The 20251-nt window shown below is 40.1% G+C and carries 23 protein-coding genes and 1 rRNA gene; 6 read left to right on the top strand and 18 right to left on the bottom strand.

Annotated features, from left to right (window positions below; genetic code table 11):
- Nucleotides 1-163, bottom strand: a 16S ribosomal RNA gene (locus EU510_RS19685); the annotation flags it as partial.
- 587 nt (nt 164-750) lie between these two features.
- On the opposite strand from EU510_RS19685, the gene EU510_RS19680 reads away from it, so the two are divergent.
- Entirely contained in the window at nt 751-1296 is a 546-nt protein-coding gene (locus EU510_RS19680; RefSeq protein ID WP_149594829.1) for a gamma carbonic anhydrase family protein, read from the top strand.
- Here EU510_RS19680 and EU510_RS19675 read toward each other — a convergent pair.
- Both EU510_RS19675 and aroE read right to left on the bottom strand, forming a co-directional pair.
- Nucleotides 1288-1542 (bottom strand): DUF1488 family protein, encoded by a 255-nt coding sequence (locus EU510_RS19675; RefSeq protein ID WP_004335144.1) that lies wholly within the window; start codon nt 1540-1542, stop codon nt 1288-1290. The genes EU510_RS19680 and EU510_RS19675 overlap by 9 nt on opposite strands.
- The gene (gene aroE / locus EU510_RS19670) at nt 1539-2363 is read right to left on the bottom strand and encodes a shikimate dehydrogenase (RefSeq protein ID WP_149594828.1); all 825 of its coding nucleotides are present in this window, start codon (nt 2361-2363) and stop codon (nt 1539-1541) included. The genes EU510_RS19675 and aroE overlap by 4 nt, the downstream gene beginning before the upstream one ends.
- 53 nt (nt 2364-2416) lie before the next feature.
- Between aroE and EU510_RS19665 the strand changes: the two genes are divergently transcribed.
- A complete protein-coding gene (locus EU510_RS19665; RefSeq protein WP_149594827.1) occupies nt 2417-2854 on the top strand; it encodes a group II truncated hemoglobin in 438 nt (145 codons plus the stop codon).
- Between the two features lie 62 nt (nt 2855-2916).
- Here the strand turns inward: EU510_RS19665 and hemF are convergent, their stop codons facing one another.
- The 6 genes from hemF to EU510_RS19635 form a co-directional block, all read right to left on the bottom strand.
- Nucleotides 2917-3867 carry an oxygen-dependent coproporphyrinogen oxidase gene (hemF, locus tag EU510_RS19660; RefSeq protein WP_149594826.1) on the bottom strand — a complete coding sequence of 317 codons (951 nt, stop codon included), beginning with the start codon at nt 3865-3867 and terminating at the stop codon, nt 2917-2919.
- Between the two features lies 1 nt (nt 3868).
- Nucleotides 3869-4432 carry an L-threonylcarbamoyladenylate synthase gene (locus tag EU510_RS19655; RefSeq protein ID WP_149594825.1) on the bottom strand — a complete coding sequence of 188 codons (564 nt, stop codon included), beginning with the start codon at nt 4430-4432 and terminating at the stop codon, nt 3869-3871.
- A 25-nt stretch (nt 4433-4457) separates the two neighbouring features.
- Nucleotides 4458-5033 carry a type I DNA topoisomerase gene (locus EU510_RS19650; RefSeq protein WP_008138064.1) on the bottom strand — a complete coding sequence of 192 codons (576 nt, stop codon included), beginning with the start codon at nt 5031-5033 and terminating at the stop codon, nt 4458-4460.
- A 114-nt stretch (nt 5034-5147) separates the two neighbouring features.
- Entirely contained in the window at nt 5148-5621 is a 474-nt protein-coding gene (locus tag EU510_RS19645) for a DUF494 family protein (RefSeq protein WP_004335158.1), read from the bottom strand.
- A gap of 1 nt (nt 5622) precedes the next feature.
- Nucleotides 5623-6714: a DNA-processing protein DprA gene (gene dprA, locus EU510_RS19640; protein WP_149594824.1), complete on the bottom strand. Its 1092-nt coding sequence runs from the start codon at nt 6712-6714 to the stop codon at nt 5623-5625.
- A 31-nt stretch (nt 6715-6745) separates the two neighbouring features.
- The gene (locus EU510_RS19635; RefSeq protein WP_149594823.1) at nt 6746-7864 is read right to left on the bottom strand and encodes a LysM peptidoglycan-binding domain-containing protein; all 1119 of its coding nucleotides are present in this window, start codon (nt 7862-7864) and stop codon (nt 6746-6748) included.
- 117 nt (nt 7865-7981) lie between these two features.
- Between EU510_RS19635 and def the strand changes: the two genes are divergently transcribed.
- The 4 genes from def (at nt 7982) to trkA (ending at nt 12214) form a co-directional block, all read left to right on the top strand.
- Entirely contained in the window at nt 7982-8488 is a 507-nt protein-coding gene (def, locus tag EU510_RS19630) for a peptide deformylase (protein ID WP_149594822.1), read from the top strand.
- 21 nt (nt 8489-8509) lie between these two features.
- The gene (gene fmt, locus EU510_RS19625) at nt 8510-9463 is read left to right on the top strand and encodes a methionyl-tRNA formyltransferase (RefSeq protein WP_149594821.1); all 954 of its coding nucleotides are present in this window, start codon (nt 8510-8512) and stop codon (nt 9461-9463) included.
- Nucleotides 9456-10751 (top strand): 16S rRNA (cytosine(967)-C(5))-methyltransferase RsmB, encoded by a 1296-nt coding sequence (gene rsmB, locus EU510_RS19620; protein WP_149594820.1) that lies wholly within the window; start codon nt 9456-9458, stop codon nt 10749-10751. The genes fmt and rsmB overlap by 8 nt, the downstream gene beginning before the upstream one ends.
- A gap of 86 nt (nt 10752-10837) precedes the next feature.
- Nucleotides 10838-12214, top strand: coding sequence for a Trk system potassium transporter TrkA (gene trkA / locus EU510_RS19615; protein ID WP_149594819.1), 1377 nt, complete (start codon nt 10838-10840; stop codon nt 12212-12214).
- A 67-nt stretch (nt 12215-12281) separates the two neighbouring features.
- Here trkA and EU510_RS19610 read toward each other — a convergent pair whose 3' ends face one another.
- The 9 genes from EU510_RS19610 to EU510_RS19570 form a co-directional block, all read right to left on the bottom strand.
- The gene (locus tag EU510_RS19610) at nt 12282-12497 is read right to left on the bottom strand and encodes an EF-hand domain-containing protein (RefSeq protein WP_024597191.1); all 216 of its coding nucleotides are present in this window, start codon (nt 12495-12497) and stop codon (nt 12282-12284) included.
- 98 nt (nt 12498-12595) lie between these two features.
- Nucleotides 12596-12808, bottom strand: coding sequence for a calmodulin (locus EU510_RS19605; protein ID WP_149594818.1), 213 nt, complete (start codon nt 12806-12808; stop codon nt 12596-12598).
- 139 nt (nt 12809-12947) lie between these two features.
- Complete coding sequence (locus EU510_RS19600; RefSeq protein ID WP_024604776.1) at nt 12948-13160, bottom strand: EF-hand domain-containing protein; 213 nt, start codon at nt 13158-13160, stop codon at nt 12948-12950.
- Between the two features lie 63 nt (nt 13161-13223).
- Nucleotides 13224-13436 (bottom strand): EF-hand domain-containing protein, encoded by a 213-nt coding sequence (locus tag EU510_RS19595; protein WP_149594817.1) that lies wholly within the window; start codon nt 13434-13436, stop codon nt 13224-13226.
- A 451-nt stretch (nt 13437-13887) separates the two neighbouring features.
- Complete coding sequence (locus EU510_RS19590; protein ID WP_149594816.1) at nt 13888-14550, bottom strand: flagellar brake protein; 663 nt, start codon at nt 14548-14550, stop codon at nt 13888-13890.
- 44 nt (nt 14551-14594) lie between these two features.
- Entirely contained in the window at nt 14595-16046 is a 1452-nt protein-coding gene (locus tag EU510_RS19585; RefSeq protein WP_004335179.1) for a TrkH family potassium uptake protein, read from the bottom strand.
- A gap of 96 nt (nt 16047-16142) precedes the next feature.
- Nucleotides 16143-16757, bottom strand: a complete 615-nt coding sequence (locus tag EU510_RS19580) for a YigZ family protein (RefSeq protein WP_149594815.1) — start codon at nt 16755-16757, stop codon at nt 16143-16145.
- Nucleotides 16758-16843: 86 nt separating this feature from the next.
- Nucleotides 16844-18166, bottom strand: coding sequence for a Xaa-Pro dipeptidase (gene pepQ / locus EU510_RS19575; RefSeq protein ID WP_149594814.1), 1323 nt, complete (start codon nt 18164-18166; stop codon nt 16844-16846).
- 115 nt (nt 18167-18281) lie between these two features.
- Nucleotides 18282-20168, bottom strand: a complete 1887-nt coding sequence (locus EU510_RS19570) for a transglycosylase SLT domain-containing protein (protein ID WP_149594813.1) — start codon at nt 20166-20168, stop codon at nt 18282-18284.
- Between the last annotated feature and the right edge of the window lie 83 nt (nt 20169-20251).

The following is a 20251-nucleotide window of genomic DNA, read 5'->3' as shown; positions in this document are numbered from 1 at the left end:
GTTTCCAACTGTTGTCCCCCACCTCAAGGCATGTTCCCAAGCATTACTCACCCGTCCGCCGCTCGTCAGCAAAGTAGCAAGCTACTTTCTGTTACCGCTCGACTTGCATGTGTTAGGCCTGCCGCCAGCGTTCAATCTGAGCCATGATCAAACTCTTCAATTAAAAAGTTTTATGTCTTTCGACAGCTCAATGAATTCTGAATTTTTTAATATCTTTCGATATTGAATTGACTGTGCCGAATAATTACCKAAATAACTATTCTGTTGGTCACTCAGTTTTCAATTGAGACTCTAATTTGTTTGCCTCGCTACCTAAGTAGSTTGGCTGTTAGAACTCAATCTGTACGAGTGCCCACACAGATGATTGCTTTATATTGTTAAAGAACGTTTTGAGTCGCTTTAGCGCCTCAAGGGATGCGAATAATACACCCTTTATTTTTCGAGTCAATACTTTGTTTTAAACTTTCTTTTTAGAAGATTTAAAACCGAAGTTTTATTTAACTCTCTGAGTAGTTCGTGCCTCGCTATGCTTTGGCGTTTCCCGTCTCAGTGGGGTCGCATTATAGGGAGAACAGATTTTTACGCAAGTACTTTTTTAAAGAAAAAGTAAAAAAAGATACTGTTCGGTCAGTATCTGAACTAAACGCCCTAAAACTGATAGTTTTGTAACCAAACAGTGCCTTTTATGGTACAAAAATAACCTTGCTGATACACTCAAAGCTAATAACTATTATCTAAAAGGTACTAAATATGGCAATCCGTTCTTATAAAGGTGTAACTCCTTCGTTTAATTCGTCTGTTTATATTGATGAGTCATCAGTTTTGGTTGGTGATATTACTTTAGGTGATAATAGTAGTATTTGGCCTTTAGTAGCCGCCCGAGGCGATGTTAACTATATACGTATTGGTAAACGCTCCAATATACAAGATGGCAGTGTATTGCATTTATCTCGTGCAACTAAAAGCAATCCAGCTGGTTATCCACTTATTATAGGTGACGATGTAACTGTAGGTCATAAGGTAATGCTGCACGGATGTATATTAGGAAACCGTATACTTGTAGGTATGGGCGCTATTATTATGGATAACGTAGTTGTTGAAGACGATGTGGTTATAGGTGGCGGCTCTTTGGTACCACCAAACAAACGCTTAGAGTCTGGTTACTTATATGTAGGGAGTCCAGCTAAGCAAGCCCGCCCTCTAACGGAGCAAGAACTTGCCTTTTTAAAAATATCTGCCGATAACTATGTATCACTTAAAGATGAATACTTAGCTGAAATGGCTAACTTAAGTTAATAAGCTTACTTCAATTTGGCCTGCCGAGTTATAGCTTTCTTCTTCGATAAGCTCCTCGGCACGTTCTTCGTAATCAAAACGATATTTTTCAAAATACTCTGTTGCATGGCTTTCGTCTGTTAATTTAAGTGTATTTACTTCTATTACACACTCCACCAGCATGCCACTAACTTGTGCAAAAAATACTAACTGATGATCAGGCTCTCTAAACTCTAGCCTATCTATAAATTGTATTGCCTGATTCATTTAAGCGTACCTTGTTTGAGCGCATCAACAATGGGAAGTATTTTTGGCATTTTATTACGCCATACATAATATGCTTGAGCAGCTTGGCCAACTAGCATGCCACTGCCATCTAAAAGCTTAGCGTTAATATTATGCTGTGCAACCCAATTCATAAAAATAGTATTTTGCTGTGAATAAAACATGTCATAAGCGACTTCACAGTTAGTTATGTGTTTTTTATCAAGTGCTGGAAGTTCGTTATTCATACTGCTAGAGGTAGAGTTTATAATTAGTGAGTAATCGCTTACTGGTAAATCATCAAAGCCAAAGGCAGATACTGGCCCATATTGAGTAAACAGCTCTGCGAGTTCTTTGGCTTTTTGTGCTGTGCGATTAACTATTATTATTTCCTGTGGGTTATGCTCTAACAAAGGTAAAATAACCCCCCGAGCAGCACCGCCCGCACCTATGATTAAAATGCGTTTATTAGTTATGGCTACTTCATTTGCGAGTAAATCATTTACAAAGCCCACGCCATCGGTGTTATCACCGAGTAATGTGCCATCGTCTCGTTTTTTTAATGTATTAACAGCCCCTACAATTTTAGCTAATGGCGTAAGCTCATCAGCCATTGCATAGGCTTGCTCTTTAAATGGCATTGTAACGTTAGCACCCACACCACCTTGCTCAAAAAAAGACAATACTGTTTTTTCAAAGTTATCGATAGGTGCTAATATTGCGCGATAGTCGATTTGCTCACCCAGTGATACAGCAAATTGTTTATGTATCGCGGGGGATTTTGAATGTTTAATTGGATTTCCAAAAACCGCATATTTGTCCATTTTAAAGCAACCTCTTTGCAGCTATACACTGCCTATTAACGATGATAAATAATATGATTAAACGACTTTTTTCTAAATCTAAGCCAGCTCCCGAGCAACAGGCTCCTACTCCTGAAAAAACACCGTACGAAATAATAGGTGGAGAAAAAGGAGCGCGCGCTATCTCCAATCGATTCTACGACATAATGGAGTCAGATGAATACGCTAAACCGTTATATGATATGCATCCTCTGCCATTAGATCGAATTCGCCAAGTATTTTTTGAATTTTTATCTGGTTGGTTAGGCGGGCCAAACCTATTTACAGAAAAACATGGTCAGCCAATGCTACGTAAACGCCATATGCCTTTTACTGTAGACAAAGCATTGCGCGATCAGTGGATGTACTGCATGAATAAAACGTTGGATATAGAAATAGACAATCCGTTATTACGTGAAGGCTTAAAGCAATCATTCTCTCAACTAGCAACGCACATGATCAATCAGGATTAAATTTGTATTTAGCATAATGCAAAAAGGCGCTAATTAGCGCCTTTTTGATTACTGTGTAATTGTTATAATTGCCACTCTCGGGCTATCAGCTCACTTGGCTGACTAGCTAACCACTCTTGCGGGCGTAAGTAATACTGATATAGGTTAGCTTCTGGGCTACTTGGTTCTGGTTTATAATTATATTCCCAGCGTGCAAGTGGTGGCATAGACATTAATATAGACTCAGTGCGCCCGCCACTTTGCAATCCAAATAAAGTGCCCCTATCCCATACTAAATTAAACTCTACGTAACGCCCGCGACGATAAAGCTGAAAATCACGTTGTTGCTCTGTGTATTCATCATTTTTACGACGTTCGATAATAGGTAAATAGGCATCTAAAAATCCATTACCCACCGATTGCATAAACGCAAAACTTTTTTCAAACCCTAGCTCGTTCAAATCATCAAAAAATAGTCCACCCACACCACGTGTTTCATCGCGGTGTTTAAGATAAAAGTACTCGTCGCACCATGTTTTGTATTTTGGATAAACTTCACTACCAAATGGCGCACAAATGTCGTGAGCAACTTGATGCCAGTGCTGTACGTCTTCTAATACTGGGTAAAAAGGAGTGAGATCAAATCCGCCACCAAACCACCATATTGGCTCTTCGCCTTCTTTTTCGGCTATAAAAAAGCGCACATTGGCATGACTTGTTGGTACATGAGGGTTTTTAGGATGAATAACTAACGACACACCACATGCATGAAAGCTACGTCCTGCAAGCTCTGGTCTATGTGCTGTTGCAGAGCCTGGCATTGAAGCGCCAAATACATGAGAGTAATTAACTCCGCCTTGCTCTATTACAGTGCCATTTGTGGTTACACGTGTACGACCACCACCACCTTCTGCTCGCTGCCAGTTATCTTCTATAAATTTAGCACTGCCATCTGCAGCCTCCAAACCTTGGCAAATAGTGTCTTGCAAAGCCATAAAGTAGGCTTTTACTTGATCTAATAATTCGCTTTGCATATTAACCTCTAAATATTTTGCCAGTCATGGCGTCTTTTATTGTGCTTGGTTGAGTATTACCACCTAACGGCTCGTCAACGTAAAAGCCAACTTGTTCTGCAAATTGCGCTTTCGCTTGCTCAATACTAATTACTGTTTCTTGACCGGTTAAGTTTGCACTGGTTGATACTAGTGGCTTACCAAACTCCTGGCACAAACGCTTTACTGTTGGATGGTTTGTTACTCTTACTGCGATGGTATCAAACTGCCCTGTGAGCCATTTAGGCATATTTTTAGATGCAGGCATAACCCATGTAATAGCAGCAGGCCAACTGGAAAAAATATCAGCGCGTTTATCCATTGGTATTTTTGCATCATCTACGTATTTTAATAACTGCCCATAATTATCAGCGATTAAAATAAGCCCTTTTTCAACCGGGCGCTGCTTAATAGCTAATAGTGCCTCAACGGCTTGTTGATTATCTGGATCACAACCTAAACCATATACAGCTTCTGTTGGGTATAAAATAACTTCGCCTTGCGTTAAGCATGTTATTGCAGTGGGCGTATTTGAAAGGTCTGACAAAGTAGTCTCCAGATATAATTAAACGTTATTCAGTTGGGGTAAGCTTATGCATGCAGCTTTTTTGTGGGCATTGCAATAATGTGCCATTTGCCATATTTCTTTCTATGACAATAGGCCAGTCACATTCAGGACACGGATGTTCAACCGGTTTATTATTAAGCGTGTATTTACAACTTGGGTAGCAATCACAAGAATAAAATACTTTACCAAACTTATTACTGCGCGCGACTAAATGACCTTTTTTGCATTTAGGGCAACTAGGCAAAGTATCTTCGCTTTGCTTTTCTTCATTTTCGTTAGCAATATAATGACACTCTGGATAACCCGTACACCCAATAAACATACCATAGCGGCCATTTTTAACCACCAGCGGTTTGCTACACTCAGGACATGCTGAATCTTCTAATATTTTGATTTCGTTACTGTCGTGATGTGCTAGCGGCCTAATAAAGTCGCATTTGGGATAACTTGCGCATCCTAAAAAAGGGCCTGATTTACTATTGCGGATCACTAACTCTGAACCACACTGTGGGCATATCTCGTATTCTTTTTCGAGGGCGTGCTTGTTCGCCGAGAAAAGCGAATGGTCGATTTTACTCATGGTGATCCTAATAGGTTGGTGAATTTTCGCCTAATATACCCAAACCACTTAAAGATACAAGCAATGCCGTGCTTATCCTTTTAAGTAATTTGAGTACAATTAAGATAATTATCTCTAATGAAGAAGTTCGCTGGGTTCATCAAAAATCAAATCTTCCATTTGCTCATATGCCTCTTCAGAGCCCGGAACGTTAAACAAGATCATAAGTACAATCCACTTTAAGTCTTCTAGGCTTATAGTTGGTTTATCGAGAGAGGCTAAACAGTCCATTACCATTTCACGTGTTACATTGTTAATTACGCCAATTTGCTCAATAAACATTAAAAAGCCACGACACTCAGCACTGAGCCTTTGGCATTCACTATCGGTAAATATACGCACAGCATCTTTAGGGTTAGCAATAAGATAAGGAGACTCATCGCTGTGTTGTAAATCAGCTAGTTGCTCTAACCAATCAAGAGCTTTAAATATCTCAGGCTTATTAAAGCCCGCACGCAGTAGCTCATCGGTTAACTCATTTTGCTCTGCAAATATATCCGCTTCGCTATGAATGTAATTTTCAAAAAGATACAAAAGAATATCAAACATATTACCTTCCTGCGCTTAACTTAATATAACCATCTAACACTCGCTCAATCTGATCGTCTAATTCTAAATCGAGCAACCTACTGAGTACTTTATCTATTGGCCACTGCGCACGACGCACAATGTCATCTACACTGGTTACTTCAAAGCCAATACTATTTAAAACCTCACATTGAGAATTGGCTTGAATCGGTTGCTCTTTATTACCTAAGTTACTATCGTAAGTAAAACTCACCTCATCAAGAATGTCAGCCACGTTTTCTACCAGCTTAGCACCTTGCTTTATTAAAAAGTGACTTGCCTGCGCTAACGGGTTTTTAATAGAACCCGGTACTGCAAATACCTCTTTATTTTGTTCAAGCGCATAGCGTACTGTAATTAACGAACCACTTTTAATTTCAGCCTCAACAATAAGCACTCCCAACGATAACCCAGAAATAATACGATTACGGCGCGGAAAGTTATGTGCATGCGCAGCTGTGCCTGGTAAAAACTCACTCACCAACAGGCCGCTTTCTAAAACTTGGTCTGTTAATAATTTATGGCGTTTGGGGTAGTAAATATCAACCCCAGTACCAAGCACCGCAATAGTTTTACCCGTACCAGCAAGAGAGCCTTTATGTGCTGCCCCATCTATTCCCCGCGCCATACCTGAAGTAACGGTAATACCCGCCAAAGTTAACTCGTATGCAAATTCTGAGGCTATTTCAAGCCCAGTAGGTGTGGCATTACGACTTCCTACTATTGCAATTTGCGGCGTAGATAATAACGAGACATCTCCCCTGCAAAAGAGTAATAAAGGCGCACTGGCAATCTGCCGGAGATCTTCTGGGTAAAGCGCATCAAAAATACAAACAACAGTAATGTTGTTCAGCGCTATTAATTGCTCATAATGACTGACTTGTTGCCAATTAGTGTTGAGTAAATTACTCGCTTGATTAGCGGTTAATCCAAGCTGTAAAAGCTTGTCATGAGATAAGTCGAATAACGACCCAAGGGGATAGTTTGTAGATAGTGCTAAAAGGGTTTTTATACCCAACCCTTTACACATATAAAAGGCAAGCCAGTGGGCTAGCTTGCCAGATGACTGATCCATGCTCTCTCCTAGAGCACCGACTCGCTACTTCTTAATGAATAACTGCAATATCTCCAATGCGAATTGGGTGCTGGTTTTTAGTTATTAATGCATAACTTACTTTGTTATACACTTTAAAGACAATTAGCTCGCCAACTTTTTCTTTAGGCATAGTCCACGTTGTGCTCTCTTCATCAGACTCACCACCAAATAATTGGCTTGCATCAGATAAAAGCTTCTCGTATTTACTAGAGTCCTCTGGGTAACGAGGGCCACGAGGACCATCAATAACCGTTGGCGATTGACGTTCTAGATCTAATACATGACCCGCTTCTATATTTTGTTCACTGCCTAAGTTTAGCACCACAACATCCATTGTGCTGAATTCCCTAACTTGGTGTGGCGAAGCAATAATATTACCTGTTACAGGTTCTAAAGGACGGTGTATATTAAAGTACGCAGGAAGCATTTGGCCTTCCATTGCCGGCATTAAAAAATCACCTTGCTGAATTTCTCGTTTAACAGATTCGACACGTAATGACGAGGGCACACCATTGTGTTCATCACCTGCTCTAAAGGCACGTGCTATACCTACATAAGATGCACGCGTTGCTAATACTTTACCGTTTAAATCAGTGTAAGGGTCACCCTTATGGTAAATGGCATACGCTTTATGTACTTTTAAGTCGCCTTTAGCATATAAAATGTGGCCTAACGTTTGTGTTTTAGTATTTTCGTTAGCACCTAAAATATAAGGTTTGCCTTTAATATCATCACTGTTCATTGCTTGCTCGTAACTGATATAAGGTTTAATCATTTCAAGCGGCAAGGTAGTAATAGCATTACGCCCTTTTGGTGTAATACGCCCCTGAGGAGATAGCTTTCTATAGCCTTTATTGATCACTAAACGTGGGGTTCCATCTGCATCGTATATAAGCGCCAATGCATCACCGGGGTAAATTAGGTGCGGGTTGTCAATTTGTGGATTCATTTGCCAAAGTTCAGGCCAAAGCCAAGGCTCATTTAAATAGATACCAGAAATATCCCAAAGCGTATCGCCTTTTTTTACAACATACTGTTTTGGAGCATCTTTTTTTATTTTAAGTACATCAGCTACTGCGGGAAACGCAGCGCTTAACGTAAGCATGATCGCAAGTAATGGAGATTTCATTGAGCTTCCTTGTATTGTTTTTTCATTATTATTGCCCAAAACCTGTTAAAGGTGAACGCGAATGGCTAAAATAAGAGCATACAATACCCTAAATTAAGCACAAGTGAAAAGGTAACTATGGCTAGGTTAGAAGTTTTAAGATTTCCAGATGAACGTTTACGTACCGTAGCAAAAGATGTTGCACAAGTTGACGACACAGTACGTCAAATTGTAAAAGACATGCTAGAGACAATGTACGATGAAAATGGCATTGGTCTTGCGGCCACGCAAGTTGATATTCATCAACGAATAGTCGTTATTGATGTATCAGAAGAGCGCGATGAGCCACTGGTATTAATTAACCCACAAATTATCAAAAAAGACGGCTCTACCGTTAGCGAAGAAGGCTGTTTATCAGTACCTAACTCGTACGCAAAAGTAGACCGCGCAGAAACAGTAACAGTCGCGGCACTTAACGAAAACGGTGAAGAATTTGTACTAGATGCAGATGAATTACTGGCTATTTGTATTCAACACGAACTAGATCACCTTCAAGGTAAGCTGTTCATTGATTACTTATCTCCATTAAAGCGCCAACGTATTCGTAAAAAGCTTGAAAAAGAAGCCAAGTTTGCAGAACAGTAATAAGCACCTTAGGAAAACTCAGTGACTCAACCATTACGCATTATATTTGCCGGTACGCCGGACTTTGCCGCACGTCATTTACAAGCGCTGATTCAAAGCGAACACCAAATAGTGGGTGTATATAGCCAACCAGATCGCCCTGCAGGTCGTGGTAAAAAATTAAAAGCCAGTGAAGTGAAAGAGCTAGCGCTTGAGCACAACTTACCGGTTTTTCAGCCACAGTCATTAAAAAATGATGAAGCACTAGCAGAGCTAACTAGCTTAAATGCCGACATTATGATTGTTGTAGCATATGGCTTAATTTTACCTAAAGCTATTTTAGAAGCTCCACGTTTAGGTTGTTTAAATGTGCATGGCTCTATATTACCGCGCTGGCGCGGCGCTGCACCTATTCAACGCGCAATTTGGGCAGGCGATGAGCAAACTGGCGTAACAATAATGCAAATGGATGAAGGGCTAGATACCGGCGATATGTTACATATAAGCCGCTGCCCTATTAGCACGACAGAAACTAGCGCAAGCTTATACACAAAGCTTGCTGAGCTAGGTCCAGATGCGTTAATTGAAACCATTAATAAACTAGCTAATGGTGAGATCACTCCTGAACCTCAAAACGATGAACTTGCTAACTACGCTAAAAAGCTTTCTAAAGAGGAAGCTAATATCGATTGGTCCATGAGTGCGCTGCAAATCGAGCGAAACATTCGCTCTTTTAACCCGTGGCCAATGTGCTTTACCCAAATGGGTGGACAAACAGTAAAGATTCATCAAGCACAGGTTGTGCAGCAATCAGGTGATCCTGGGCAAATTTTATCAAGCGACAAAAATGGCGTAGTAGTGGCGTGTGGCGAACACGCTTTATGTATTACGCAATTACAGCCGCAAGGTAAAAAACCAATGGCAATTAACGATTTTTTAAATGGTCGTAGTGACTGGGTTACTCCTGGCACAATATTAGGCGAAAACAATGAGTAATGTTCCAAACGTACGAGCGCTTGCCGCTGAAACTTTATATAACGTAGTTGATAAAGGCGCATCGCTTAATCAAGAACTTCCATTTGCAAGCCAAGGCTTGCCGCCTAAAGATAAAGCGTTGCTACAGCAAATTTGTTATGGCGTTTTACGCTACTTACCGAGCCTTGAAAATTACTGCCAACACTTAGTAGAGCAGCCATTAAAAGGTAAACGTAGGATATTTCAGTTTTTATTATACGTAGGTATTTATCAACTGCAGCACATGCGCGTACCACCTCATGCTGCCATTTCAGAAACTGTAAACGCACTGGCTCAACTACGCGCTTTAGGATTAAAAGGGCTGATAAATGCCATTTTACGTAGCTTTCAGCGTCAACAAGCTGAGCTTGAAGAAAAAGCAAAGCTTATTCCGGTATGTTTATACAACCATCCAAATTGGTTTATTAAACAGGTGCAAACAGCCTACCCAGATAGCTGGGAAGCACTACTTGAAGAAAACCAGCAACAAGCACCTATGTGGCTTCGTGTAAACCAAGCACAATTTAGCACGCAAGAATACAGCGAAATGCTTAGCGCTAACGATATTGAACACACCTTAAACCCTGACTTTATTGATGGGATTAAACTTGCCAAACCACGTGATGTATTTTCGTTGCCTGAGTTTGATACAGGTGCATGTTCAGTACAAGATGCTGCAGCACAATTGGCAGCCCGCTTTTTAGAGCCAAAAGATGACGACTATATTTTGGATGCCTGTGCAGCACCTGGCGGTAAAACATGTCATATTTTAGAGCTTGCTGATGCTGATGTACTTGCACTTGATAGCGATTCAACTCGTCTTGAACGCGTTAAGCAAAACTTAACACGTATTGGCTTAGGTGCAGACCTACAATGTGGCGACGCTTCACAACCACATACTTGGTGGGACGAAAAATTATTTGATCGTATTTTGCTTGATGTGCCTTGTTCAGCCACTGGCGTAATTCGCCGTCACCCTGATATAAAATGGTTACGTCGCGCATCAGACATCGAAGACTTAGCTAAATTACAAAACGATATCCTTGATAGTATTTGGCCACTGTTAAAACCAGGTGGCACATTGGTATATGCTACATGTTCGGTTCTCCCTCAAGAAAACCAACAGCAAGTTGCTAAGTTTTTAGCTAATAACGATGATGTAGAACATATACCTCTACACGAAAACGATACCGTAACAACGCCAGGTTTGCAGTTACTGCCCGGTGAAAGTGATGGATTTTATTACGCTAAGCTAGTTAAAAAAGCCTAATAGCCGTACACTAAATAGTTAGCCATTTATGAAATATTAAATGGCTATTTTTTTAATTAAATTATGATCAATATCACGGGTAAATAATGAAAATAATTATACTCGGTGCCGGGCAAGTTGGTGCTACGCTTGCTGAAAACTTAGTTGGCGAACAAAACGAAATTACCGTTGTTGATATAGACGGTAACCGATTGCGTGAACTTCAAGATAAGTACGACTTACAAGGGGTTATGGGCCACAGCGCGCATCCTGATGTATTACGCCGTGCAGGCGCTGAAGATGCCGATATGATTATTGCGGTAACTAGTTCAGATGAAGTGAACATGGTTGCATGCCAAGTGGCATACAGTATTTTTAAAACTCCCACTAAAATTGCCCGTATTCGCTCAGAGCAATATTTAAAATACCGCGAAAAACTATTTCAAAACGATGATTTACCTATCGACCATTACATTGCTCCCGAATCACTGGTCACTAAGTATATTCGCCGTTTAATTGACTACCCTGGTGCTCTGCAAGTATTGCAGTTTGCTGATGGCATGCTCTCGTTAGTCGCCGTAAAAGCTTACTATGGCGGTTTACTTGTAGGTTATGCGTTATCTGCACTTAAAGAGCATATTCCTAATGTAGAAACCCGTGTTGCCGCTATTTATCGTCAAGGTAAAGCAATAAAACCACTGGGTACCACCGTTATTGAAGCCGATGACGAAGTATTCTTTATTGCCGCTACAAAACATATTCGCGCAGTAATGAACGAGTTACAAAAACTAGAGCGTTCATACAAGAAAATTATGATAGCTGGTGGCGGTAATATTGGGGCAGGCCTTGCCCGCTCACTTGAAAAAAACCACACCGTTAAACTAATTGAACGCAGTAAAGAACGTGCCGAGCAACTCTCAGAAATGCTCGATAACACGGTCGTTTTTTGTGGTGACGCATCTGATCAAGAACTGCTCTCAGAAGAGCATATTGAACAAGTAGATGTGTTTATTGCCGTAACCAACGACGATGAAGCAAACATTATGTCAGCCATGCTTGCAAAACGTATGGGCGCACAAAAAACCATGGTGCTTATCCAGCGTGGCGCTTACGTTGATTTGGTACAAGGCGGCGAAATAGATATTGCCATATCGCCGCAGCAGGCCACTATATCGGCATTGCTTACTCATGTACGCCGTGGTGATATTGTTAATGTGTATTCACTGCGTAAAGGTGCAGCAGAAGCAATTGAAGCCGTTGCTCATGGTGATGAAAACACTTCAAAAGTGGTTGGCCGTGCTATTGCCGACATTAAGCTCCCCGCTGGTACTACTATCGGCGCAATAGTACGTAACGACGATGTACTGATAGCCCACGATGATACAATTATCATGTCGGGCGATCATGTCATCATGTTTTTAATCGACAAAAAACACATTACCGTTGTAGAAAAGCTATTCCAGGTAAGTGCTATATTCTTATAATTATTTGGCGTAAACGCAAAAAAGCCGCTGACTAAGGCGGCTTTAGTGGAGTATCTTCGAATATTGTTTACTGTACCTTTGAAAACTCTTCTTTAGAGATTTCACCATTTCCATCAGTATCTAAATCATCAAAAATCTTTACAAGCTGAGGGTTAACCTTTGCTTCTTCCATTGTAATCGCACCGTCGCCATCTGCATCAAAAGAGGCAAAGTCCACTGCTGCGTATGCTGCTGATGAAGATGCTAAAACGATAACTGCAAGTGTTGTATTGAATGTTTTCATAATAATATTCCTAGTAATATGGGAAGTCCTTTTCAAAGATCCCTGACTGTGAAAATGTTTAATCTGAAAAAAGATTAGTTAACCTGAACTCTGGTTAATTAGTAATTAGCGAACTCTTCTTTAGAAAGCTCACCGCTACCATCGGTATCTAGCTCAATAAATTCAGCCATTAAATCGGTATCAACTGCCGCTTCGCTTGGGCTAATTGTGCCGCTACCATCGATATCAAGGCTGTCAAAATCTGATGCTGCAAATGCAGCTGAAGAAGACGCTAGTGCTATAAGTGCTAATGCTTTATTTAAATTTTTCATAACTTAATCCTTCAATGTTCTATCAAAAAAATTGCTTCGTTTAACTTAAAACGTAATTTTTCACTTCCTTGTTATCCTCTTTCGTAAGCTCCCTTGCCTACTTAGGTTGTCTTTGGCAACTCAGGATAAATACTTTAAATTAAGCTTCTGAAAATTCTTCTTTTGATAACTCACCATTTTGGTCAGTATCAAGTTCTGAGAACATACTCATTAGCTTTGCATCTACTGATGCTTCTGCTTGGCTAATTGTGCCACTGCCATCTACATCTAATGTATCGAAATCTGTTGCTGCAAACGCGGCTGAAGAAGATGCTAGTGCCACAAGTGCTAATGCTTTATTTAATGTTTTCATAACGTGTATCCTTCAATTTTTTGAGTAATATGGGGCTCTTAGTAGCGCCCCAGAGTTTTAAGCTTATGCTTGTGAAAACTCTTCTTTAGATAGTTCGCCGTCTTGGTCTGTATCAAGTTCAGAGAACATGCTCATTAATTTTGCGTCTACTGATGCTTCTGCTTGGCTAATTGTGCCACTGCCATCCACATCAAGTGTGTCAAAGTCTGTTGCAGCAAAAGCGGCCGAAGAAGATGCAATAGCGATAAGTGCTAAAGTTTTATTAATGCTTTTCATAATATGTATCCTTCAAATTTATGTGTGCGATTAAGTATTTCACTTTGAATCACGATTTCGTTCAGTACACCTAGGGTATTACAAATTAGATGCCAACATTTAAAAGCTATTAAATTTCAGATAGTTAAATGTAAAACTCATAAAAAGAAGGGATTTTTAAAGTAATTACTGTTGCCTTTTAGCAACGCACTTCAGAGTGGATACATTAAAACCATTAAAAACATATAGTTATGTTTAGATAAAAAGATACATTTTTAAATGTATGGAAATTAAAGAAGGGGATTTATAGAATAATTCAGATAAATTTTAACGAGATAGATTTAATAACACAAAAAATAATACGTAATGCACTGTTTTATTTAAATAATAATTTTAATTATAAAAACAATAAAAAGTATTTTATAAATACTGACGTAAAACACCTTTTTGTTGCAAATAAGCGAAAAGCTATTTATTCAACGGTGGGTTCGAGCGCTGAAGGGTCTATAAAATGCTCTTTCATAAAAGTTTTCATTTCATCCTCGCTTGCTAGTAACTTAATTCCACAACGCACGCCTGCGACATGTTCCTTAACACTGCAAATTTCGCCTTCAAAACTTTTATCACTGCTATTGAGTATTACTGTGCATTGCATATCCTTAATACCTTCAACTTGCTGATCGCCTCTAATATCAAACATTACTCCGGTTAGCGAAATGTCTTTAATGAGGCCTTCAAGTACTCTGTCGTCACTTAGCTTTAGCTTTGCAGGTAATAAGGTAGGTATACGCGTTTGCGAGCGCAGTGCAAATAACTGCACCTGCTTAGGATAGTTAATAAATATAAGCTTAGCCGGGTGAGACGCAACCGACATTATTTGTTGGCGAAACGCTATAACTTGCCCACCACTACCTTCAATTAATGCTCTAACAACAACCATTACACCATCACGTAAATAGTCACTACTAGCAGGTAAACGTCTAGAGTTTGGGTAATTTAAAATAATAAATTTATTTTCAAGCAAACCAACAAACTCGGTTTTTACACGTTTACTGTCGGTTGGGGTTAATATTTCTAAATCGACCAAACCACTTGTAGTTAGTTGATGTAATTTGTCTAGATTTGAAGTTGGCATATCCCTTTCCCACTAACTTGTATATTAAAATTTAAACGACTCGTTTAACCACGCCAAAATGTAGGCGTAAATAGCACTAATAAGGTAAATATTTCTAGGCGCCCAAACACCATTGCAATGGTCAGTAACCATTTAGCGCCATCGGTTATAGCGCCGTAATGCGAGGCTACATCACCCAAGCCTGGGCCTAAGTTATTTAAACAAGCAGCAGTGGCTGAGAACGCAGTTATGTTATCCATACCCGTGCCCATAAGCGCTAACATAATAATAATAAATACCAGCGCATAAGCAGAGAAAAAACCCCACACAGCTTCTACTACTTTATCTGGCAACGCCTTACGACCCAGCTTGATTGAATATATAGCACGAGGATGCACTAAACGATTGAGCTCACGCACGCCTTGCAAATAAAGTAAAAATACGCGGACTACTTTCATGCCACCACCGGTAGAGCCTGCACAGCCACCAATAAAGCTCGAAAATATAAGTAAAATAGGTAAAAACAACGGCCATGTTGAAAAGTTATCCGTAGCAAAGCCTGCTGTTGTACTCATCGAAACAGCTTGAAATAACGCCTGATCGAGGGTTTCATCGCCATTAGCAAATATTTCGTTAGAGGAAAGTACAGTAAAACAAATAACCACCAGCGCTAATTGAATACACAAAAACACCTTAAACTCTGGGTCTCTAATATAAACTTGTATATTACGACTGGCCACTGCGGCGTAATGTAGGGAGAAGTTAACAGCGGCAATAATTAAAAAGAACACACAAATAAAGTTAATTACAGGGCTGTCAAAGTGACCCATGGAAGCGTCGTAAGTAGAAAAGCCACCAATAGCGACCGTTGAGAATGCATGACATATAGCATCAAACCACTCCATTCCTGCCGCCCAATAAGCCAGCATACAAGTAATAGTCAACGACACATAAATATACCAAAGGTGCTTTGCAGTATCGGCAATTCGCGGAGTCATTTTAGAATCTTTTACAGGCCCTGGTATTTCAGCGCGATACAACTGCATACCACCAACACCTAGCATTGGGAGTATAGCAACAGCGAGTACGATTATCCCCATACCGCCAAACCACTGGAGTTGCTGGCGATAAAACAATACCGACTTGGGTAAATACTCAATACCGGTAAGTACTGTAGCGCCGGTGGTTGTTAAGCCAGAAAATGCTTCAAATACCGCATCGGCGAGCGATAAGTTAGGTTCTTGTAAAAAGATAAGCGGCAAGGACGCAAACGCCCCAAGTACCAGCCAAAACAAAACAACAATTAAAAAACCTTCACGTGCTTTTAAATCACCGTTTTCATGGCGGTTTGGGTAATAAGCCATCATGCCAATAACAACACTAAAGATAAATGCTAAAACAAAGGGAACACCACCACCGTCTTTGTATATTAAAGACACCAGTGCCGGAGGCACCATGGTAATACTAAACAGCGCAACAAGTTGGCCAAGAATTTTTATGATGGTACGAAATTGCATTTAGCTTGTCGCTTTTATTATTAGTAAATTCAGGCTGAGTAGTATCAACCAAATTAAATAGGGTCAGTATGCATTACATGCAATTTGTGTAGGTTATTACTCTTTAATAGTTAACTCAACTGCGCCGTGACTTAAATCAAAAATATCTTTGATTGCTTGCTTAGCTTCACGGCTATCAATTGTAATCACCCATTCAATATTAGCAGTAAATTGCTTATCAATATTAAGCACTTGATACTTTGTTTTTAATAACTGCTCAATCGCGCCTTGCATGCTGTACTCACTACTCCCGGTAATTTCAACGCTGGGAACTTTAAGCACCGTTTGCAATTTTACTAGTGCATTATTTAATGAGCCACCATAAGCACGTACTAGTCCGCCAGTGCCTAATTTTATGCCACCAAAGTAACGTGTCACTACGGCAGTGATTTCGCCAAGGCCCGAACCCACCAGCACATTTAGCATAGGTTTTCCTGCAGTGCCATTAGGTTCACCATCATCCGAAAAACCATAAACATGGCTGCCACCGGGGTTGCCTGCCACATGTGCCCAGCAGTTATGACGGGCATCGCTATACTTTCCTTCAATGCTTTTAATAAATGTTTTTGCTGAATTTAAATCGGGGGTGTGTGCAATGTGGACTATAAACGTACTTTTTTTAATTTCTTCTTGATGAAAAACGTCAGCAGCAGGATATTTATATTCAGACATATTAAAAGCTCAATTAAAAATGGGGCCTAAAGGCCCCGTTCATATGCATATTTTAACGTTTATTCGCTAACTCGTCTTTATAGAAATTAATCGAGTTCTAAATTACGCGTCATATTCTCTAGGCTATCTTCGTGAACAATAATGTTATCTTCAATACGAATGCCGCCAAATGGTTTAAATGACTCAACCTTTTCCCAGTTAATAAACTGCTTATTATCGGTTTGCGCTAAATCACCAAGCAGTGAATCAATAAAGTATAAACCAGGCTCAATAGTAAACACTTGGTTTTTTTCGATCAGGCGAGTACAACGCAAGAACGGATGCCCTTCAGGCGATGGTTGATGTGTGCCCTTTTCGTCACTCATAAAACCGCCCATATCATGCACTTGTAAACCTAGGTGATGCCCAAGTCCATGCGGGAAGAAAGTAGATGTAATTTTACGCTCAACAATTTCCTCAGCGGGTAAGTTAACAATTTTAAAGTCACTAAGTATTTGTGCGATACGGTTATGACATTCAACGTGTAAATCACCATAAAGCATACCCGGCTTTAAACCTTTACCTAACTCGATTTGTTGAACTGTCATCGCTTGCACAAGCTCAGCAAACTCACCCTGCTTTTTAAAATCATACGTACGAGTAATATCAGCTGCGTAACCATTAAAGTTTGCACCGGCATCAATTAAAAATGAGTTATGAGTGTGCGGCGCTTTTGGATCAAAGTGCGTGTAGTGCAAAATAGCGCAGTTTTCGTTAAGTGCAACAATGTTGCCATACGGCATTTCATTTTCGCTTTGACGTGTCGCCATTAAGTACGCTTGCTGAATATCGAACTCGCTACCACCATTAAAGAATGTATCGCGTGCAGCTTTATGCCCATCTACTGCAATGCGGTTAGCGTTGCGTAAACATTCAAGTTCGTACTGCGTTTTATAAGCGCGGTGGTAATGAAAATAGTTAAGTACAGGCTCAGGATTCATAATACTAAAACCAAGAGCTTGCGCTACTTCAATATATTCACCCATGTAAGCATATTTAGCTTTGTCGTATGGTAATAGCTTTTCTACTTGATCAGGCTGAAGTAGTAGCTCTATATCAAAGTACTCGGCCCAAAAGTCGCGAGGCTCATCTGGCACTTTATGCCAAAAGTCTACTGGGCGATAAAATATGAGTTTTGGCTTGTCGCTACCATTTACCACAATCCAGCAATGGGGATTATCAATAACAGGTAACCATGCTTTAAACTGTGGATTAACTTTAAATGGATAATACATATCATCTAAAAACTGGCGCTTAGCTTGGCCTGAATGAATGACTAATCCTTCTAACCCTTCGCTGCTACAAATAGTACGAGTACGCTGTTGCAGTGTTGCAATATGTTCGGCGTATAAAACGGCTAATTTATCCATTGTTAATCCATCTGTTAAATTTAACTTGCCCTGAGTCTATCACTTAAAGACTGAGCGCTCAAAAAAGGGGATATCTAAACGCATTAGATATCCCCTCACTTTAAACTTATGTTTACTAACCGCCCATTTTCATTTCAAGTAACGGCGCTAATACATTACCTTCTCGGCCCATTCTTGTATGGTAAACCTGCCTGTACGCAAATACATTTTTTACGTAATCACGGGTTTCGCGATACGGAATAAGCTCTACCCATAACTCAGCCGGAATAGCGTCATCGGGTAACCAACGCTTTATACGGTGATAACCCGCATTATAAGAAGCTGTTGCCAGCACTTCATTGCCATGGTTTTTCTTCTTTAAGTACTGTAAGTAACTAGTACCTAACCTAATATTTGTTTTAGGTTGATATAAGCGACTACTTGTCACACTGCCTTTGTTTACATACTCAGCAGTACTAGGTAATAACTGCATTAAACCACGCGCATTAGCATGCGAGCGTGCATCTGGCGCAAAAGAGCTTTCGCGCCTTGCAATAGCAATACTCCAAGCAACATCTATTTTGCTACGTTTACTATAGCGCTCAAAAACATCTTGAAACGCAAACGGAAAACGTTGCTCTACATTATCCCACGCTTTAATTTTTGCTAAAGTAAAAATAGTACTGTCGTGCCAACCTAAATCGGTAGATAACTGTGATGCTGCCAGCTTTTCTTCATCGCTAGAGGTATCCGTTAAGTAATTCCATTCACGGCGTGCCGACGTAAAGCGTTCAATATCATAAAGCGCTTTTGCACGCTTAAAGCCTGGTGCATTACTCACTTTATCTACAAGTACCTTATCGACTGCTAAAGGCTGATTATTTAAATCAACGGGCAACCCCAAACGTGCTGCTGCTAAAAATCCGTAATAATCACGATTAGCCGCTACTTTTTTCCAGATCTCGTCTGCTTTTTTTTGCTCGCCACGTTGTGCATAGCTATAAGCTAACCAATATTGCTGACCAAGGCTTAAATTTTCTTTACCCGTAAAAAATGCAGCAATCCCTTCCCAATCTTGGGTTTTGAGCATATTGCCCAGTTGCCACTGAATAAGCTTGCTGTCTAGTCGCTCTTTTGGCACTTTATTTAGCCAAAAGCTCGCTTGTTTATGCCCGCTAGAGGCAAGTGACAATGCAAAGGTGTAATACACATCCGCTTTTTCTTCATCGCTGTACTTAAATATTTTTTCTAGCTTTTCCCATGCTTTTAAAGCTAGCTCTTTATCGCGCCAAACCAAACGCTTAACACCATAAATAGCTATTTGCCCTTCTTTAGCCGACTTGTTTTTATATCTATATAATCCAGCGGCTGCGCTTGGATCTTTTCGCACTTTTAAATATAAGTCAGCTAAGTAACGCTCCTTACTTGGTAATAAAGTTTTTAAGTAAGGTAATAAGCTTTGCGTTCCGCCTTGTGCAGCAAGTGTTACACGCTTCCAAACCGTTTCTTCTTTCATGTAGCCTTTTTTACGCCACGTAGAAAATAAGCTATCACAACCATTAGGTTGCGATTTACCTACAGCCCATAAATCGGTCACCTGATTTAGAATCGCCTTTTCGGGCGCACCTAAATCAAGCTGAAAATCTAAATAAGTACAAGTAAGCTCCGTATTAGACGTTTCACGATAGTTGCGGATATACGCCGCCTTTTCGTTGTTATCTTTTAAATATTCTAACCACGCTTTGCGCACCGGCCACTCAAGCGGCGTATGCTGGTATATATTTAAATATTCTTCTATTTCGGCCTGATGTTTAATGCTCGGATAGCGTTGCCAATACGTTTTTTCAACATAAGGTTTTAACGGATGATTTAGGTTACTAATCGCTTGTTTAAAGTCTTGGTAACTGCCGTACCTTACTTTTTTTTCGGCATCTAAAAATGCATCGTTATCGATACTTGCCTCGGCAGAATGAAGAGGAAAAATGAATGCAGCTGCCGCAACACTTAGTAAATATTTTTTCATAATGTCCTTTAATAAAAATTAAAGTTGTGAATAAAAACTTTTCAACCACCTTAGCACCAAACCAGCTATATTTTAACCAGTCG

The sequence above is a fragment of the Pseudoalteromonas sp. FUC4 genome (genome assembly GCF_008370255.1).
Classification (GTDB): domain Bacteria; phylum Pseudomonadota; class Gammaproteobacteria; order Enterobacterales; family Alteromonadaceae; genus Pseudoalteromonas.
This window is presented reverse-complemented; position numbering and strand designations above follow the sequence as displayed.